Source organism: Herbaspirillum sp. 1130, from assembly GCF_017833835.1.
GTDB classification, from domain to species: domain Bacteria; phylum Pseudomonadota; class Gammaproteobacteria; order Burkholderiales; family Burkholderiaceae_D; genus Herbaspirillum; species Herbaspirillum huttiense.
The window spans coordinates 546717-560808 of record NZ_JAFICQ010000003.1; the positions used below are offsets into that span (position 1 = coordinate 546717).

A 14092-nucleotide genomic window follows, 5' to 3' on the forward strand; every position below is an offset into this window, starting at 1 on the left:
ATGCGTGGCGAAGGCCATAAAATGCGTCGACCGCACCGGTTGGGGCCACGCATCTCGCGGCCCGGCGACCGGGTCAGGTGAGTCCGGCAGGCCAGGGGATGGCCGGTTCGGCGCTCATGTCAAGGCGGTCTTGTTTGACGAGGGAATCATGGTGCTCAAAACTTTCCAATACCTGCTCATCGGTGCGGGCTTCAGTGCGTGCATGGTGTTCATGCTGGCGCTCGCCATCACGGAGCCGCTGACCTAGTGGCCTGGCGGCAGGGCCGGACGCGCAGTCCGGCCGCCCATCATCAGTACGTCCTATTTGCCTTGCAGCACCGGTTTTCCTGACCGGTTGACGGCGATGAACAAGGCCATCAACCCGACGAACGCGCCGAACAGCAGGGTGGCGTTCAGGATCACGCGCGGATAGCCGAGCGCGTTGACGTCGATGAAGGGGTAGGGATAGAAGCCCGACAGTGCCCCTCGCCACAGCGTCACCATCAGATACCCCAACGGGTAGACCAGCCACAGCAGTGCCTTCTTCAGCGAGGCCTGGAATACCGGCACGAAAAAAATCCAGTACACGATCGCCAGCAGCGGCACCACCGTATGCAGGCTCTCATTGACCAGCGCGCGAAAGCCGGTAGGCGTCCACAAATGGCGCAGCAGCAGGTTGTAGGCGATGCCGACGAAGGCCAGGTACGTGACCACGGCCGAGATCACGGTGGGCTGCCGGAAGAAGCGGCTCATGGGCGATCTCAGCGAGAGCGCCAGCGAGGTAAAGCACAGCGCGCTCATGAGGATGGTGAGGTTGGTCAGGTACATGGTCAGCCGGTCCAGGCCATCCAGGATGCCGCCGCCGCGTGCCAGCAGGCGGTTGATGGTGATGTCGGTCTGTGCCACGAAGGCGAACCAGCTGATCACGGCGATCAGGCCGGCGACCGTGCGGGCTGCAGCCGAGTGGCGGCGCGCCGGGAAGAGATGTGCGCCAAAGGAATCCAGCGATTCCGGCGAGGGGATCCTGTCGTTGCTCATGGTGTGGTCTGCGGGAGGAGAGAGGGCTGCTGCCGCCGGACGGGTGGAGCTCCGGCGGCAACCGGCAATGGCTCCATCATAAATCGGGCGGGCATGGTTGTGCTTGCCGCATGACATTCATTTTCAACGCTTACATCAAGACACATCGCCGATGCCCTTTGCGAGGGGCCTGTCGCATTCATGGTTGCGAGAACGCATGGCGGATGCGGCAGGCTCCTTCTTCGGGATGAAGCTGGCTCATCCATGCGGTGAATTGTGCTCATCAATGCGCTCAGTGGGGGAAGAGTGTGGCCTTGAAAGGTGGGGGAAATTGACCGGTTGAATTTCTAAGTTTTTTCTCTGTTGCAGCCGATCGATGTGGCCGCACCAAAATGGGAGAGGTTCTCTACAAGCCATATCCGGAGCGGACTTTGCGGAAGAGGGTGTCGCCTTGTGGCGACGCATGCTCTCTAACAACTGTTACATTTTTTTTAGTTACAAGGCGCTTCAAAATATAAATAATTTGCCCTGTATTCGCTGTGTATTCACTGCAGAAAAACGGTGCTTCCGGCGATGCATTCACTGTTACAAATTTGCGGTGAACTTTGCAAAAGGCATCCTGCCGAATCGCACAGGTTTCCTCCCGGACAACGCTTGGATGCTTCGCGTTCGGGCAGTCCATTCCCCTCTCATGGACCTCGGGAGGAGCCGCTTCCGTCGACCTTGTCGACGTTCCGACGCGCCGCTCGTGTTGCCGGTCTTTCCGATGATCGTGCAGGGCGGCCTGGCACCGCGCAGGCGGTGCGCGTCATGACGCTGTCGTGCGCACCTTGGCGCAGGCTTATTTTTCGCGCGTAGATTTTTACGCATCAGGCACTACCATTTCAGGAGATCACATGCTTCGCTCGGAATCCCTCTTCGGCAAACGCGAAACCAGTTCGACCAATTCCCCGTTCAGCAGTGCGGGCAACGTCTCTTCTACTACAGGCGGCAATGTGACCAGCGTGAACAAACCTACCCAATATCCTTCTTCCGTCTCCAATACTGCGCCTGCGGCGACCGAGGAGAGCGGCAGCAAGCTGACCGTCGGCCCCAACATCAAGGTCAAGGGCGAGATCGAGGACTGCGACACGCTCGTCGTCGAAGGCAAGGTGCAAGCCACGATCAACTGCCGTGTGGTGCAGATTGCCGAGCGTGGTGCCTTCAAGGGTTCTGCCGAAATCGACCTGGCCGAGATCCGTGGCGAGTTCGATGGTGATCTCACCGTGCGCCAGAAGCTGGTGATCTATTCCAGCGGCAAGGTGACCGGCAAGATTCGTTACGGCAAGCTGGTGATCGAAGAGGGTGGCCAGTTGGCCGGCGATCTGCAGGTGGGCGGCGGTCACGAGCAGAAGGATCTGTTGCAGAAGACCGCATGAGCTCCCCTGCGGGTGGTGCCGAAGTCGCAGTCTCGCGCGCCATCCGGTGAGGAGGCCTCTTGAGGCCGGGCCAGTGGTGTGTCTTGCTGGTCTCGTTTCTTTTTGGAAATAATTTTCGGGGCGAGGCGCGATTTGTTGTCAAATCGTGCCGATCTGCCGTGATTTTTGTCGGAATGACCTCGCTTTGACGCGTCCGGCGTGCGTTTGCGCGTGCCGGATTTGTCCGCATGGCCCGGCCGTGCGACAATAGCGCCTTTCGTCCTTTTGCCCGAAAGCCGGGCCGGTAGCGTCCCTGCGTGGGGCTGCCGACGGGACGCTGGCGCTTCTCGGTTTCATTCCTCAGTTCACTCATGGCTCACCCGGAATACATTCTTACCTTGTCCTGCCTGGACCAGCGCGGCATCGTGCATCGCGTCTCGGGCTTCCTGGCCGATCACGGCTGCAACATCATCGATTCGGCGCAGTTTGGCGATGCGCAGTCCAAGCTGTTCTTCATGCGCGTGCATTTTTCTTCGGAAGATGCCGGGGTGTCGGATGCGGCCTTGCGTGCGGATTTCGGCGTGCTGGGCGATTCGCTGCAGATGAACTGGCAGTTGCATGATGCGGGCAAGAAGCCGCGTGTGATGCTGATGGTGTCCAAGATCGGTCACTGTCTCAACGATCTGCTGTTCCGCTACAAGAGCGGTTTGCTGCCGGTGGAGATTCCGGCGATTGTCTCCAACCATACTGATTTCTATCAGCTGGCTGCGAGCTACAACATTCCTTTCCATCATCTGCCGCTGGCTACCGGCTCTTCCATCGAGACCAAGCGGGCCCAGGAGCAGCGGATCATGGAAATCGTCGATGCCAACCAGATCGATCTGGTGGTGTTGGCGCGTTACATGCAGATCCTCTCGCCTGAGATGTGCGAGGCCTTGCGCGGACGGGCGATCAATATTCACCACTCCTTCCTGCCTAGCTTCAAGGGCGCCAAGCCTTACTATCAAGCGCATGATCGTGGCGTCAAGTTGATCGGGGCAACCGCGCACTTTGTTACCGGCGACTTGGATGAAGGTCCGATCATCGAGCAAGGCGTCGAACGCGTCGATCACTCCATGGGGCCGGATACCCTCACCGCCATCGGACGCGATATCGAATGCGTCGTGCTGGCGCGCGCTGTCAAATGGTTTACCGAGCATCGTATCTTGCTCAATGGACATAAGACCGTGATCTTCAACTGATCCGCTGCTTGTCTTCGCCTTGGACGCCGTCCGGCCTTTGGTCGGGCGGCGTTTTTGGTTTTGTTTTTGGTTTTGGTTTTGTTGTCTTGGCTGAGTGCTTTTCTGGTTGTGCGGTTTGGGGCAGTCTGCACGGGATTTCTTCCTGCGCTCTAGCTTAATTCTTATCTTTCTCCGGTCGGAAGGACGCGCCGGGAGCGGCCCGGCAGCCGCTCACTTTTCTTGTCTCGCCAAGAAAAGTAAGCAAAAGAAGGCGACCCCAAAGAGCCAGCCCTCCTTCGGAGGGTCCCCGCCGCAGCAGAGCGAAAAGTGGGAAGGATAGAGTCGCTTCGCTCCGACTATCCTTCTGATCCACTTTTCGCTCTGCTGCGGCGGCTGGCTCTATGGGGACGGCACCCCCCACGGGCTCGCCTGCGGCCTCGCCACATCTCCGACTCGCCTTCGGCTTTGGGTTGGTTCGCCTGCGGCATCGACCTTTTGATCGTTCCCATTCCCGCTCTGGGTTTTGGGTTTTTCCTTTTTTGTTCTTTTTTTTGTTTCTTTGTTTTTTTGTTTTTTTGGTTTTTGTTTAAATAATTTCCGTCCGTTCGTCCTGAGTAGTCGCGCAGCGACGTATCGAAGGCTAAAGAACCCCAAGGCAAAGCCGAAGGCGAGTCGGAGGGGGGGCGATGCCGAAGGCGAGCCGTTTCGGCCGTCCGCATCTGCGCCGCCGCTTCAGAGCCCAACAAAACGGATCAGAAAAATAGTCGGAGCGAAGCGACTCTATTTTTCCCGTTTTGTTGGGCTCTGAAGCGGGGACCCTCCGAAGGAGGGCGGCGGAGTTGCGGTCGCCTTCTTTTGCTTACTTTTCTTGGCGAGACAAGAAAAGTGAGCGGCTGCCGGGCCGCCCCCGGCGCGTTCTCCCGACCGGAGAGAGAAAATAATTAAGCTAGAGCGCAGGAAAGATTTCCGTGCAGACTACCCCATACCAAAAACCCAGAAAAGCACTCAGCCAAGACAAAACAAACCAAAAACCAAGAAGGATCACCCCCCAACCGGATACTGCTCCCGCATCACCCGCTTGTTGAGCTTCCCGACGCTGGTGCGAGCCAATTCAGGAACAAACCGCACCCGATCCGGCACGCCATAACGAGAGATGGTCCCAGCCTCGGCAGCAGCCATTACATGCTGCCGGATATCCTCTTCAGAAACCGCAGCCACATCCTTCTTCAGGACGACCAGCGCAACCGGCCGCTCCCCCCATTTACCGTCCTGCACCCCGATGACGGCCGTCTCAGCCACGGCAGGGTGTCGCGCGATGATGTCTTCGATCTGCAGCGAAGAGACCCACTCGCCCCCGGTCTTGATGACATCCTTGATCCGATCCGTGACCTGCAGATAGCCTTCGGCATCGAGATGCCCGATATCCTGGGTATGCAACCACCCCCCACGCCACAATTCTTCAGAGGCTTCCGCCTGATGCAGATACCCCTGCGTCAGCCAGGGCGCGCGTACCACCACTTCACCGGTGCTCTTGCCATCCCGCGGACAATCATTCATATCGCCATCCACCGTGCGCAAGGCCACCAGCGGCACCGGCCGCCCGGTCTTCACGCGCAGGACGGCTTCACGCTCGCTGCCCAGGTCCTCGGTCGGCACCTGCGCCAGCGTCAATATCGGACAAGTCTCCGACATCCCGTAACCAGTAAAGACATCAATCCCCCGATCCCGCGCCATGCGCGCCAGACTGCCCGTCATCGCCGAACCACCAATGATCATCTTCCACCCTGACAGATCCACTTCCCGCGCCTGCTCGGAGGTCAACACCATCTGCAAAATGGTCGGCACGCAATGCGAGAAGGTCACCTTCTCCTCACGGATCAGCTTGCAGATCGTGTCCGGCACATAGCGCCCCGGATACACCTGCTTGACCCCCGCCATCGTCGCCACATAAGGCAGCCCCCAGGCATGCACATGGAACATCGGCGTCAACGGCATGTAGACATCATCCCGATGCAAACGCCCCTGCTGCGGCGCCAGCGCCAGTCCGGCCGTGGTGCCCAGCGTATGCAGGACCAGTTGCCGATGGCTGAAATACACGCCCTTGGGCAAGCCCGTGGTGCCGGTGGTGTAGAAGGTCGTCGCGCGCGCGTTCTCGTCAAAATCCGGGAAGTCATACTGCGCAGCCGCCTGCGCCAGCAACGCTTCGTATTCGCCCGCGAAGCCCGGCCCCTGCGGGCAGGGACTGCCATCGTCGGTCAACAGCACGCAGCGCGTGAGGGTGTTCAACTCACCACGGATCTGCTTCAACACCGGCATGAAATCCGAATTCACCAGCAAGACATCAGCCTGCGCATGATTGAGCGTGTAGGCAATCTGCTCCGGCGACAACCGTACATTCACCGTCTGCAACACGCAGCCCATCATCGGCACCGCAAAGAAACACTCCAGATAACGATTGCTGTCCCAGTCCATCACCGCCACCGTATTGCCGGCCTGCACGCCCATTTCCTTGAGCGCATTGGCCAGCCGCTGCACGCGCTCGTAAAAACCGGCATAGGTCAGCCGGCGCGCACCGTAAATGATTTCCTGCTCGGGGGCGGTGGCCAGGGCGCTGTGCAGCAACTGCTTGATCAGGAGCGGATAGCCATAGGCCGACGGGGTTTGCTCGATCGTTTGGGGCATGCCGGAGTCTCCTCTGTTGTGCGGCAGCAGGGCCGCCTCTTATGGATGGGATGGATGAAACGAACTCCGATGATACCGCCAAGTCTCCCGCAGGATGGTCGCCGGGACGACGAAATTGTGGGTCGTCCCGGCACTCCTTGAGTGGTCAGCGCTTTTCTTCCAGCGAGGTCACGGTCAGCACACCATCGACCCGGTCGGCGGTGAAGCTGATCTTCTCGCCTTCGCGTGCCCGCGCCAGGATCTCGGGATCGGCCTTGAACACCATCGTCATGCCGCCCATCTGCAGATTGGGAATCTCCGCATGGCGGATGGTGAGCTTGCCCGTGCTGGTGTCGACCCTGCGGATTTCGCCATCCACTTTGGGTGCATCACCCTGTGCGTGTGCCGCCAGCGCGGTAAAACAAAGGGCCGTGGTGAGGAGGAGGGAGCGCAACATGGTCTTTCCTTTCGTGAAGTCGTCAGCGACGCAAGGTCGCTGATCCAAAAACAATGATGTAAAAATATGATGATAGAGGTGATCAATAAGTCATTTTTTCAATGATGTCCTTGATGCCCTCCCGGCTTGATGACCTCCAGCGTGGCTGGCGCAGCCGGGCCCGAAGGCGCGGCCCGCCGGGTCTCGGGCATCTCGCCCTGCCATTCCCGCGCCACCGTGCCGGCCGGTGCGCGATACCAGCCCGGATCCCGGTAATCATCCCGCGCCAGGTTGCGCCGGACTTTCACGGTGCTGAACATGCCACCCATCTCGATGGGGCCATACGGTCCGCGTCCGGTCATCATCGGCAGGGTGTTGTCGGGCAGGGGCATCTCCATCTCGCCCATCGATCCCCCCTTGTCACCCATGGCCATGTAGTCGGGAATGAGACGGCTGATCTTGCTGACGACCTTGGACTGGTCCACCCCGATCATGGTCGGCAGGTCATGGCCCATGGCGTTCATGGTGTGATGCGCCTTGTGGCAATGCAGGGCCCAGTCGCCTTCTTCGGTGGCATCGAACTCGATGGCCCGCATCTGGCCCACCGCAATGTCGGTGGTGACCTCGGGCCAGCGCGCCGCCGGCGGCACCCAGCCGCCATCGGTGCCGGTCACGCTGAACTCGTGGCCGTGCAGGTGCAGCGGGTGATTGGTCATGGTGAGATTGCCCACGCGGATGCGCACGCGGTCGTTCTGCCGCACCACCAGCGGGTCGATGCCGGGGAAGGCCCGGCTGTTCCAGGTCCACAGGTTGAAGTCCAGCATGGTGCTGACCTTGGGCACCGAGGCGCCCGGCGCGATGTCGTAGGCATTCATCAGGAACACGAAATCCCGATCTACCCGCATGACGCCAGGATCCTTGGGATGCGTCACCCAGAACCCCATCATGCCCATGGCCATCTGTACCATCTCGTCGGCATGCGGGTGATACATGAAGGTGCCGGCGCGTTTGGCGGTGAACTCATACACATAGGTCTTGCCCGGCGGGATGGCCGCTTGCGTCAGGCCCGAGACGCCATCCATGCCATTGGGCAGGCGCTGTCCGTGCCAGTGCACCGAGGTCGCTTCGGGCAGCTTGTTGGTCACGAAGATGCGCACCCGGTCTCCTTCCACCACCTCGATGGTCGGGCCGGGGCTCTGGCCGTTGTAGCCCCACAGCCTGGCCTTCATGCCGGGCGCGATCTCGCGCTCCACGGCTTCAGCGATCAGGTGGAATTCCTTGATGCCGTGCTTCATGCGCCAGGGCAAGGTCCAGCCATTGAGCGTGACCACCGGCTGGTAAGGGCGGCCAGTGGCGGGTTGCAGCGGGGGCTGCGTGGCGGCGCTGGTTTGCAGCGGGGCTTCAGGCAGACCGGCGGCACCGGCTCGGCTGACGGCACCGGCAGTTACGGCGAGCGCCGCGCCTTGCAGGAAGTGGCGGCGCGCTTTGTCGTTCGGGTTCATGGTTGCTTTCCTGGTTGGGGACGGCCGCCCAGCGCCTGTTGCAGGCTGGCGTCGGCGATCCAGAAATCACGCTGGGCATCGATGGCGGCATTGACCGTGGCCGCCTGTTCGCGCGCATCCGCGAGCAAGGCGAAGACGCTGATGAGCATGCCGTTGTAGCGCAGCAGATTTTCTTCGGCGATGCGCTGGCGCAGCGGCACCAGTTCATCCTGGTAGCGCCGGGCCAGCGCATAGGCATCCTGCCGCTCACGCCAGGCCAGGCGTGCCTGGGCGCGTGCATCGAGAAGAGCCGCAGCCAGCTTGTGCGCACCCTGCAGGTAGATGGCCTCGGCCTTGGCCGTGCGCGCCTCGCCCCAGTCGAAGAGCGGAATCTCCAACGAGATCTCGTAGCCGTTCTCATTGGGCTTGCCGCTCTCGGTGGTGCGTACCGCGCCCAGGTCCAGCACGTTGATCAACCGGGTGGCGCGTGTCAGTCCCAGCGAAGCTTGCAGGCCCTCCAGTTCGGTGCGGGCGGCCTGGACGTCGAGGCGCTGCTGCAGGGCTTGCTGCTCGATGTCATCGACCGCCTCCAGCTGCCTGGGCAGGGGCGGCAATTGCGCCGGTAGCGCGAAATCCGGTGGCAGCCCCAGCAGGCGGGCCAGCGTTTCCTTGTGCTGCGCCGCTTGCCGGCGCGCCTGCTGCAGGCTGGCTTGCGCCTGGCCATAGAAGAACTGCTCGCGCGCACCATCGAGCTGGCTGATATTGCCCAGCCGCGCCATCTGCGCCGCCAGTTCATGCGCAGCTTCGGCCGCATCGGCCACCTGCTCCTGATACTGCAAGCCCTGCTGCGCGGCCACCGCCTGGTAGTAGGCCTGGCGCGTCTGCGCTGCCAGCGTCAGCACGCGCGCGGCCAGCGACAGGCGCACCTGCTCGAAGCGCCGCTGTTCGATGCGCGCCGCCGCCGGCAGGGTGATGAGGCGCATCAGGCCCAGTGACAGGCTGCGCTCGATCTTGAGATCGTCGCCCGCATGGGTGCGCTTGAAAGAGAAACCGGGATTGGGCAGGCGGCCGGCTTGCACCAGGTCGGCCTCAGCCACGCCCAGTCCGGCGAAATCGGCCTGCAGATCAGGATTGTGGAGGAGGGCGATCTGCACCGCATCGTCGGCACTGGCCAGTCGCGCTGCGCCGCTTGCAGGATCGTGCAGCAAGGCGCGTACGCGCTCGCTGCTGGCCTGGGTCTGTTGCGGGCTGCGGTTCCAGGCCGGGGTGTGGCCCAGGCGCTGCTGGCTGGTCTGCTCGACCTGGCCGAAACCGCCATCCGGCGACAGCTGCGCACAGCCGGCCAGCAAGGCACAGGCGGCCACGGCAGCGGCCCGCCAGGGACGTGAAACTTGGGGAATCATGGAATCCTCGTCTGATGATGATCGTCACGCCACGCGCGCACTGACGTCAGCGCGCACGAGGCTCAGGCGCACGCGAAGGTGCGCAGGGCAGGATCAGGCGAGGGCAGGGGGACGGTCGGGGTTTTCCGGCAGATAGCCGACGAAGCCGGAAGCCGGCAGCGCAATGAATTCGCGCGAGGGAAGATCAGGCGCAGGCGGTGCGCTCAAGGCCAGCGGCAACAGGCCACCGACGGTGCAGGCGGCGCAGAAGCTGCAGGAGGAATGCGTGTGATGTTGCTGATGGGGCGTGTCGGTGGCGTCAGCAGAGGTGAGCTGTGTTGCCGCGCCATGATCGGCGTGATGGCCTTGATGGGCCTGCTGGTCATGATGCTGATGCTGCTCATGCTGCATCTGAGGCGCTTGCACTGCGGGCGCATGATGCTGTACCGCCTGCTGCTGCGTCGGCGCGCAGGCCTGCAGCACGGCGGCGAAGCCCTGGACGGGAATCGCCAGCGCCAGCAGCCAGAGCAGGAGGAGTTTTGCGCGCAGCATCATGGGCGGCAGTATAGACCGGGGCCATCCCTGCGATCAACCTGTACGGCCGGCTTCAGGCCGCAGCCTTGCGCTGGCGCAAGCCGCGCACCAGGCGCAGGCCGTTGAAGACCACGATCAGGCTGGCCCCCATGTCGGCAAACACCGCCATCCACAGTGAACTCATGCCCACCAGCGCCAGCGCCAGGAACACCGCCTTGATACCCAGCGCAATGCTGATGTTCTGCACCAGGACCGTGTGGGCCTTGCGGCTCAGGCGAATGAAATCGGGGATCTTGCGCAGGTCGTCATCCATCAGGGCCACGTCGGCCGTCTCAAGCGCGGTGTCAGTACCGGCCGCGCCCATGGCGAAACCGATGTCGGCCCGCGCCAGCGCCGGGGCATCGTTGATGCCGTCGCCGACCATGCCCACCCCGCGCACGCCATGGCGCGCACTGAGTGCTTCGATGGCCTTGAGCTTGTCTTCCGGCAGCTGGTCCCCGCGCGCATCGGCAATGCCGGTCTGGCTGGCAATGGCCTGTGCGGTATGGCTGTTGTCGCCGGTCAGCATGATGACTTCCACGCCCAGCGCACGCAGCTCGGCCACCGCTTCCTTGCTGCTGGGGCGCACCGTGTCGGCCACCGCCACCAGCAACTGCGGCTGGCCGTCACGGCACAGCACGGTGGTGGTCTTGCCCTGCTTCTCGAAGGCTTGCAGGCGCGCCTCCAGCTCCGGGCTGCACTGGCCCAGCTCGTGCACCAGGCGGTGGTTGCCCAGGTGCAGCAGTTGTCCGCCGATGCGCCCCTGCACGCCGCGTCCGGCCAGGGCGGCAAAGTCGCTCACCTCCAAGGTGACGATGTCTTCCTGAAGCGCAATGGCGCGCGAGACCGGGTGGTCCGAGCGCGATGCCAGCGAGACCGCCAGTTGCAGCAGCGCCTGTTGATCCGCCCCGGCCTGCAGCGAGACCACATCGGTCACGGCGGGCTTGCCGAAGGTAATCGTGCCGGTCTTGTCCAGCGCCAGCGCGCGCAATTGGCGGCCCTGCTCCAGATAGACGCCGCCCTTGACCAGGATGCCATGCCGCGCCGCCGAGGCCAGTCCGCTGACGATGGTCACCGGCGTGGAGATCACCAGCGCGCAAGGGCAGGCGATCACCAGCAGGACCAGGGCCTTGTACAGCCACGGCTGGAAGGGGGCACCCATCAGCAGCGGCGGCAGCACGGCCACCAGTACCGCCATCAGCACCACCGCCGGGATGTAGTAGCGCGCGAAGTTGTCCACGAAGCGCTGGGTCGGGGCGCGCTGGCCCTGCGCCTGCTGCACGCTCTTGACGATGCGCGCCAGGGTCGAGTCGCCTTGCACGGCTGTCACGCGCATCTCGAAAGCACCCTGTTCATTGATGGTGCCGGCAAAGACCGGGTCACCGGGCCGCTTCTGTACCGGTATGCTTTCCCCGGTGATGGGGGCCTGGTTGATGCTGGTGCTGCCTGACAGTACCAGGCCATCCAGCGGTACACGTTCCCCGGGGGCGACCCGTACAGTTTCATCCACTGTCACGGTACGAGCCGGTACAGTTGACCAGACACCGTCCGCGCCACGCCGGGTCGCCATGTCGGGCGTCATGGCCATCAGTCCGGCGATGGCGTTGCGGGCGCGGTCCAGCGACAGGGCTTCGATCATCTCGGCCAGGGTGAACAGCACGATCACCACTGCCGCTTCCGGCCACTGGCCGATGACCGCCGCGCCGATCACGGCCAGCGACATCAGGAAGTTCATGTTCAGCGAGAAGTTGCGCAGCGCAATCCAGCCCTTCTTGAGCGTGCCCAGGCCGCCCAGCAGGATGGCGGCAAGCGCCAGCGCAATCACCGGCAGGGAGCGCTCATCACCGCTGGTCCAGGCCAGCACCTCGGCCCCCAGTGCGGCTACGCCCGCCAGCCCCAGCAGCGCCCAGCGGCGCGCCGGGATGCGGTAGGCAGCGGCCTGGTCGGGGGCATCGCGGCCGGCGTCGGCATCCAGTGAATCGGACTTCACGGCCGGCAGCATGTCCAGCGCCTTCAAGGTCTCCACCAGCGGCGCGATGGAGGGCAGTTGGTGCTGCACCGTCAGCTCGCGCTGGATCAGGTTGAATTCCAGCGTGCCCACGCCCGTCATCTGCGAGAGCCGTTCGCGGATCAGCTTTTCTTCGGTCGGGCAATCCATCTTCTGGATGAAGAAGACGGCTTCCTCGGTCTTGCCCTCCAGGTGCGCTGCGGGGACCGGGGCAGGGGCCGCTTCATTGCTGGCGCAGGCATGGCCGGAACAGCAGCCGTGTGCTTGCTGCGCGTGGGTATGGGCATGACCATGGTCGTGCTCATGCTCATGCGCGTGGTCGTGCGAATGGTCGTGATCGTGCTTGTGGGAATGTCCAGCCATCGAGGCCTCCTTGTGCAGCCAACAGGTTTCAGGGGTATATTAAAAACCCTGAAGTAACTACAAGGTCAAGCGAGGATCCCATGGATACGTTGAAGATCGGCGAACTGGCTGCCCAGGCAGATTGCCCGGTAGAAACCATTCGCTATTACGAGAAGGAAGAGTTGCTGCCCGAGCCCACACGATCGCAGTCGAATTACCGGCTCTATGGCGCGCGCCATGTGGAGCGGTTGCAATTCATCCGCCATTGCCGTTCGCTGGACATGACGCTCGATGAAGTGCGCGAACTGCTGCGCCTGCGCGACGCACCCGAGCAGAATTGCGGCGAAGTCAATGCGCTGCTGGACAAGCATATCGGCCACGTGGCCCAGCGCATCCTGCAGTTGCAGGCCCTGCAGGAGCAATTGCACCAGCTGCGCGCCCAGTGCGAGGTGGAACAGCCGGCGCGCGACTGCGGCATCCTGCAAGGATTGGCCAGCCTGCCCGACGACATGAAGCCGGCCAATCTTGGCAGCCATGGGGGCGGCTGCCACTGAAGTCCACGTTCAGGCCGGGCGCGCCAGCCAGGCCAGCACTTCCTCGACGACTTCTTCCGGTTTTTCGCGCTGGGGGAAATGCCCGGCCCCCGGGATGAGCACGCGGCGGTAGGCGGCCCCGAAGTAGGGCTCGCGGTCTTCCGAGGTCGAGGGATGATTGGCACCATCCTCGGTGCCATGCAGCACCAGCGTGGGCACCATGATGCGCGGTGTGTCCTGCAATTTGGCCTCCAGCGCCGCATAGGCGGGATCGCCCTCGGCAAAGCCCCAGCGGTGCCGGTAGGAATGCACGCAGATCTCGGCCCAGTCGGGATTGTCGAAGGAGGCGGCGGTATTGGCGAATTCGCTCTCGGCAAATTTCCAGGAAGGTGACCAGGTATTCCACATGAAGCGCGCGAAGCCACGGCGGTCCTCGCGCAATTCGGTTTCGCCGCGCGGGGTGGCGAAGAACCAGTGGTACCAGTAATTGCGCGATTGCTGCAGCGACAGCCGCTGCCCCGGCGTATTGGTGCCCCAGCCCACCGAGAGGGCGATGCAATGGGCGATGCGTTCGGGGGTCTGCGAAGCGGCGATGTAAGCGGCCCGTGCACCCCAGTCGTGGCCGATGACGGAGTAGCGCGCCAGGCCCAGGGCATCGGCAAAGGCCATCAGGTCGCTGCCCAGCGCGGCCAGCTGGCCGCTGCGGGGTGTCGATTCCGAGAGGAAACGGGTCGGGCCGTAGCCGCGCAGGTAGGGGCGGATCACGCGGTAGCCGGCCGCCCGCAGCGGACCGAGGAAGGCGTCCCAGGTGCGCACGTCGTCCGGCCAGCCATGCAGCAGTATCACGGCGGGGGCCTCTGGCGGGCCACTGGTTTCAAAGCCGATGCGCAGTGTGTCGGTCTCGATGAACGTCAGGTGATTGCTCTGTGGCATGTCGGACGGCCCCCCCGTGATTTTGATGTTGTTGGTACTAGCTGGATAACGTAATTTTTAGTGATATATGAAGGGTAATTATCATCTCAAGTCGGGATGCGTGCCGCGAGCCATGCATTTTTCATGCAGG

The 14092-nt window shown here is 62.8% G+C and carries 12 protein-coding genes; 3 read left to right on the top strand and 9 right to left on the bottom strand.

The features are described 5' to 3' along the window. Positions 1 to 300 precede the first annotated feature (300 nt). On the bottom strand, positions 301 to 1017 hold the full coding sequence (locus JOD78_RS16040) for a Pr6Pr family membrane protein (protein WP_121038768.1): 717 nt from the start codon (positions 1015 to 1017) through the stop codon (positions 301 to 303). 385 nt (positions 1018 to 1402) lie between these two features. Continuing rightward, positions 1403 to 1678, bottom strand: coding sequence for a hypothetical protein (locus JOD78_RS16045; RefSeq protein ID WP_134040135.1), 276 nt, complete (start codon positions 1676 to 1678; stop codon positions 1403 to 1405). Positions 1679 to 1892: 214 nt separating this feature from the next. On the opposite strand from JOD78_RS16045, the gene JOD78_RS16050 reads away from it, so the two are divergent. Next, positions 1893 to 2414, top strand: a complete 522-nt coding sequence (locus tag JOD78_RS16050; RefSeq protein ID WP_039787631.1) for a polymer-forming cytoskeletal protein — start codon at positions 1893 to 1895, stop codon at positions 2412 to 2414. A gap of 350 nt (positions 2415 to 2764) precedes the next feature. Then, complete coding sequence (gene purU / locus JOD78_RS16055; RefSeq protein WP_121038771.1) at positions 2765 to 3634, top strand: formyltetrahydrofolate deformylase; 870 nt, start codon at positions 2765 to 2767, stop codon at positions 3632 to 3634. Positions 3635 to 4654: 1020 nt separating this feature from the next. Here purU and JOD78_RS16060 read toward each other — a convergent pair. The 6 genes from JOD78_RS16060 to JOD78_RS16085 all read right to left on the bottom strand — a co-directional run bounded on the left by JOD78_RS16060 (position 4655) and on the right by JOD78_RS16085 (position 12517). After that, entirely contained in the window at positions 4655 to 6295 is a 1641-nt protein-coding gene (locus JOD78_RS16060) for a fatty acid--CoA ligase (protein ID WP_134134919.1), read from the bottom strand. 145 nt (positions 6296 to 6440) lie between these two features. Next, on the bottom strand, positions 6441 to 6731 hold the full coding sequence (locus JOD78_RS16065) for a copper-binding protein (RefSeq protein WP_134134921.1): 291 nt from the start codon (positions 6729 to 6731) through the stop codon (positions 6441 to 6443). A 98-nt stretch (positions 6732 to 6829) separates the two neighbouring features. Beyond that, the gene (locus JOD78_RS16070) at positions 6830 to 8212 is read right to left on the bottom strand and encodes a copper oxidase (RefSeq protein WP_134134923.1); all 1383 of its coding nucleotides are present in this window, start codon (positions 8210 to 8212) and stop codon (positions 6830 to 6832) included. Then, positions 8209 to 9594, bottom strand: coding sequence for a TolC family protein (locus tag JOD78_RS16075; protein WP_204725218.1), 1386 nt, complete (start codon positions 9592 to 9594; stop codon positions 8209 to 8211). The genes JOD78_RS16070 and JOD78_RS16075 overlap by 4 nt, the downstream gene beginning before the upstream one ends. Positions 9595 to 9687: 93 nt before the next feature. Then, positions 9688 to 10128, bottom strand: a complete 441-nt coding sequence (locus JOD78_RS16080; protein ID WP_121038786.1) for a hypothetical protein — start codon at positions 10126 to 10128, stop codon at positions 9688 to 9690. Positions 10129 to 10180: 52 nt separating this feature from the next. Next, positions 10181 to 12517, bottom strand: a complete 2337-nt coding sequence (locus tag JOD78_RS16085) for a heavy metal translocating P-type ATPase (RefSeq protein WP_209568480.1) — start codon at positions 12515 to 12517, stop codon at positions 10181 to 10183. 80 nt (positions 12518 to 12597) lie between these two features. Here JOD78_RS16085 and cadR point away from each other — a divergent pair, with 80 nt between their 5' ends. After that, complete coding sequence (cadR, locus tag JOD78_RS16090) at positions 12598 to 13050, top strand: Cd(II)/Pb(II)-responsive transcriptional regulator (protein ID WP_121038792.1); 453 nt, start codon at positions 12598 to 12600, stop codon at positions 13048 to 13050. Positions 13051 to 13059: 9 nt separating this feature from the next. Here cadR and JOD78_RS16095 read toward each other — a convergent pair whose 3' ends face one another. Next, a complete protein-coding gene (locus JOD78_RS16095; RefSeq protein WP_121038795.1) occupies positions 13060 to 13962 on the bottom strand; it encodes an alpha/beta hydrolase in 903 nt (300 codons plus the stop codon). Positions 13963 to 14092 lie beyond the last annotated feature (130 nt).

Bases quoted from the DNA above. Each gene is read 5' to 3' on its own strand.
- JOD78_RS16045 (WP_134040135.1), bottom strand. From the start codon at position 1,678: ATGGACTGCCCGAACGCGAAGCATCCAAGCGTTGTCCGGGAGGAAACC.
- JOD78_RS16050 (WP_039787631.1), top strand. From the start codon at position 1,893: ATGCTTCGCTCGGAATCCCTCTTCGGCAAACGCGAAACCAGTTCGACC.
- purU (WP_121038771.1), top strand. From the start codon at position 2,765: ATGGCTCACCCGGAATACATTCTTACCTTGTCCTGCCTGGACCAGCGC.
- JOD78_RS16085 (WP_209568480.1), bottom strand. From the start codon at position 12,517: ATGGCTGGACATTCCCACAAGCACGATCACGACCATTCGCACGACCAC.
- JOD78_RS16040 (WP_121038768.1), bottom strand. From the start codon at position 1,017: ATGAGCAACGACAGGATCCCCTCGCCGGAATCGCTGGATTCCTTTGGC.
- JOD78_RS16075 (WP_204725218.1), bottom strand. From the start codon at position 9,594: ATGATTCCCCAAGTTTCACGTCCCTGGCGGGCCGCTGCCGTGGCCGCC.
- cadR (WP_121038792.1), top strand. From the start codon at position 12,598: ATGGATACGTTGAAGATCGGCGAACTGGCTGCCCAGGCAGATTGCCCG.
- JOD78_RS16095 (WP_121038795.1), bottom strand. From the start codon at position 13,962: ATGCCACAGAGCAATCACCTGACGTTCATCGAGACCGACACACTGCGC.
- JOD78_RS16080 (WP_121038786.1), bottom strand. From the start codon at position 10,128: ATGATGCTGCGCGCAAAACTCCTCCTGCTCTGGCTGCTGGCGCTGGCG.
- JOD78_RS16065 (WP_134134921.1), bottom strand. From the start codon at position 6,731: ATGTTGCGCTCCCTCCTCCTCACCACGGCCCTTTGTTTTACCGCGCTG.
- JOD78_RS16070 (WP_134134923.1), bottom strand. From the start codon at position 8,212: ATGAACCCGAACGACAAAGCGCGCCGCCACTTCCTGCAAGGCGCGGCG.
- JOD78_RS16060 (WP_134134919.1), bottom strand. From the start codon at position 6,295: ATGCCCCAAACGATCGAGCAAACCCCGTCGGCCTATGGCTATCCGCTC.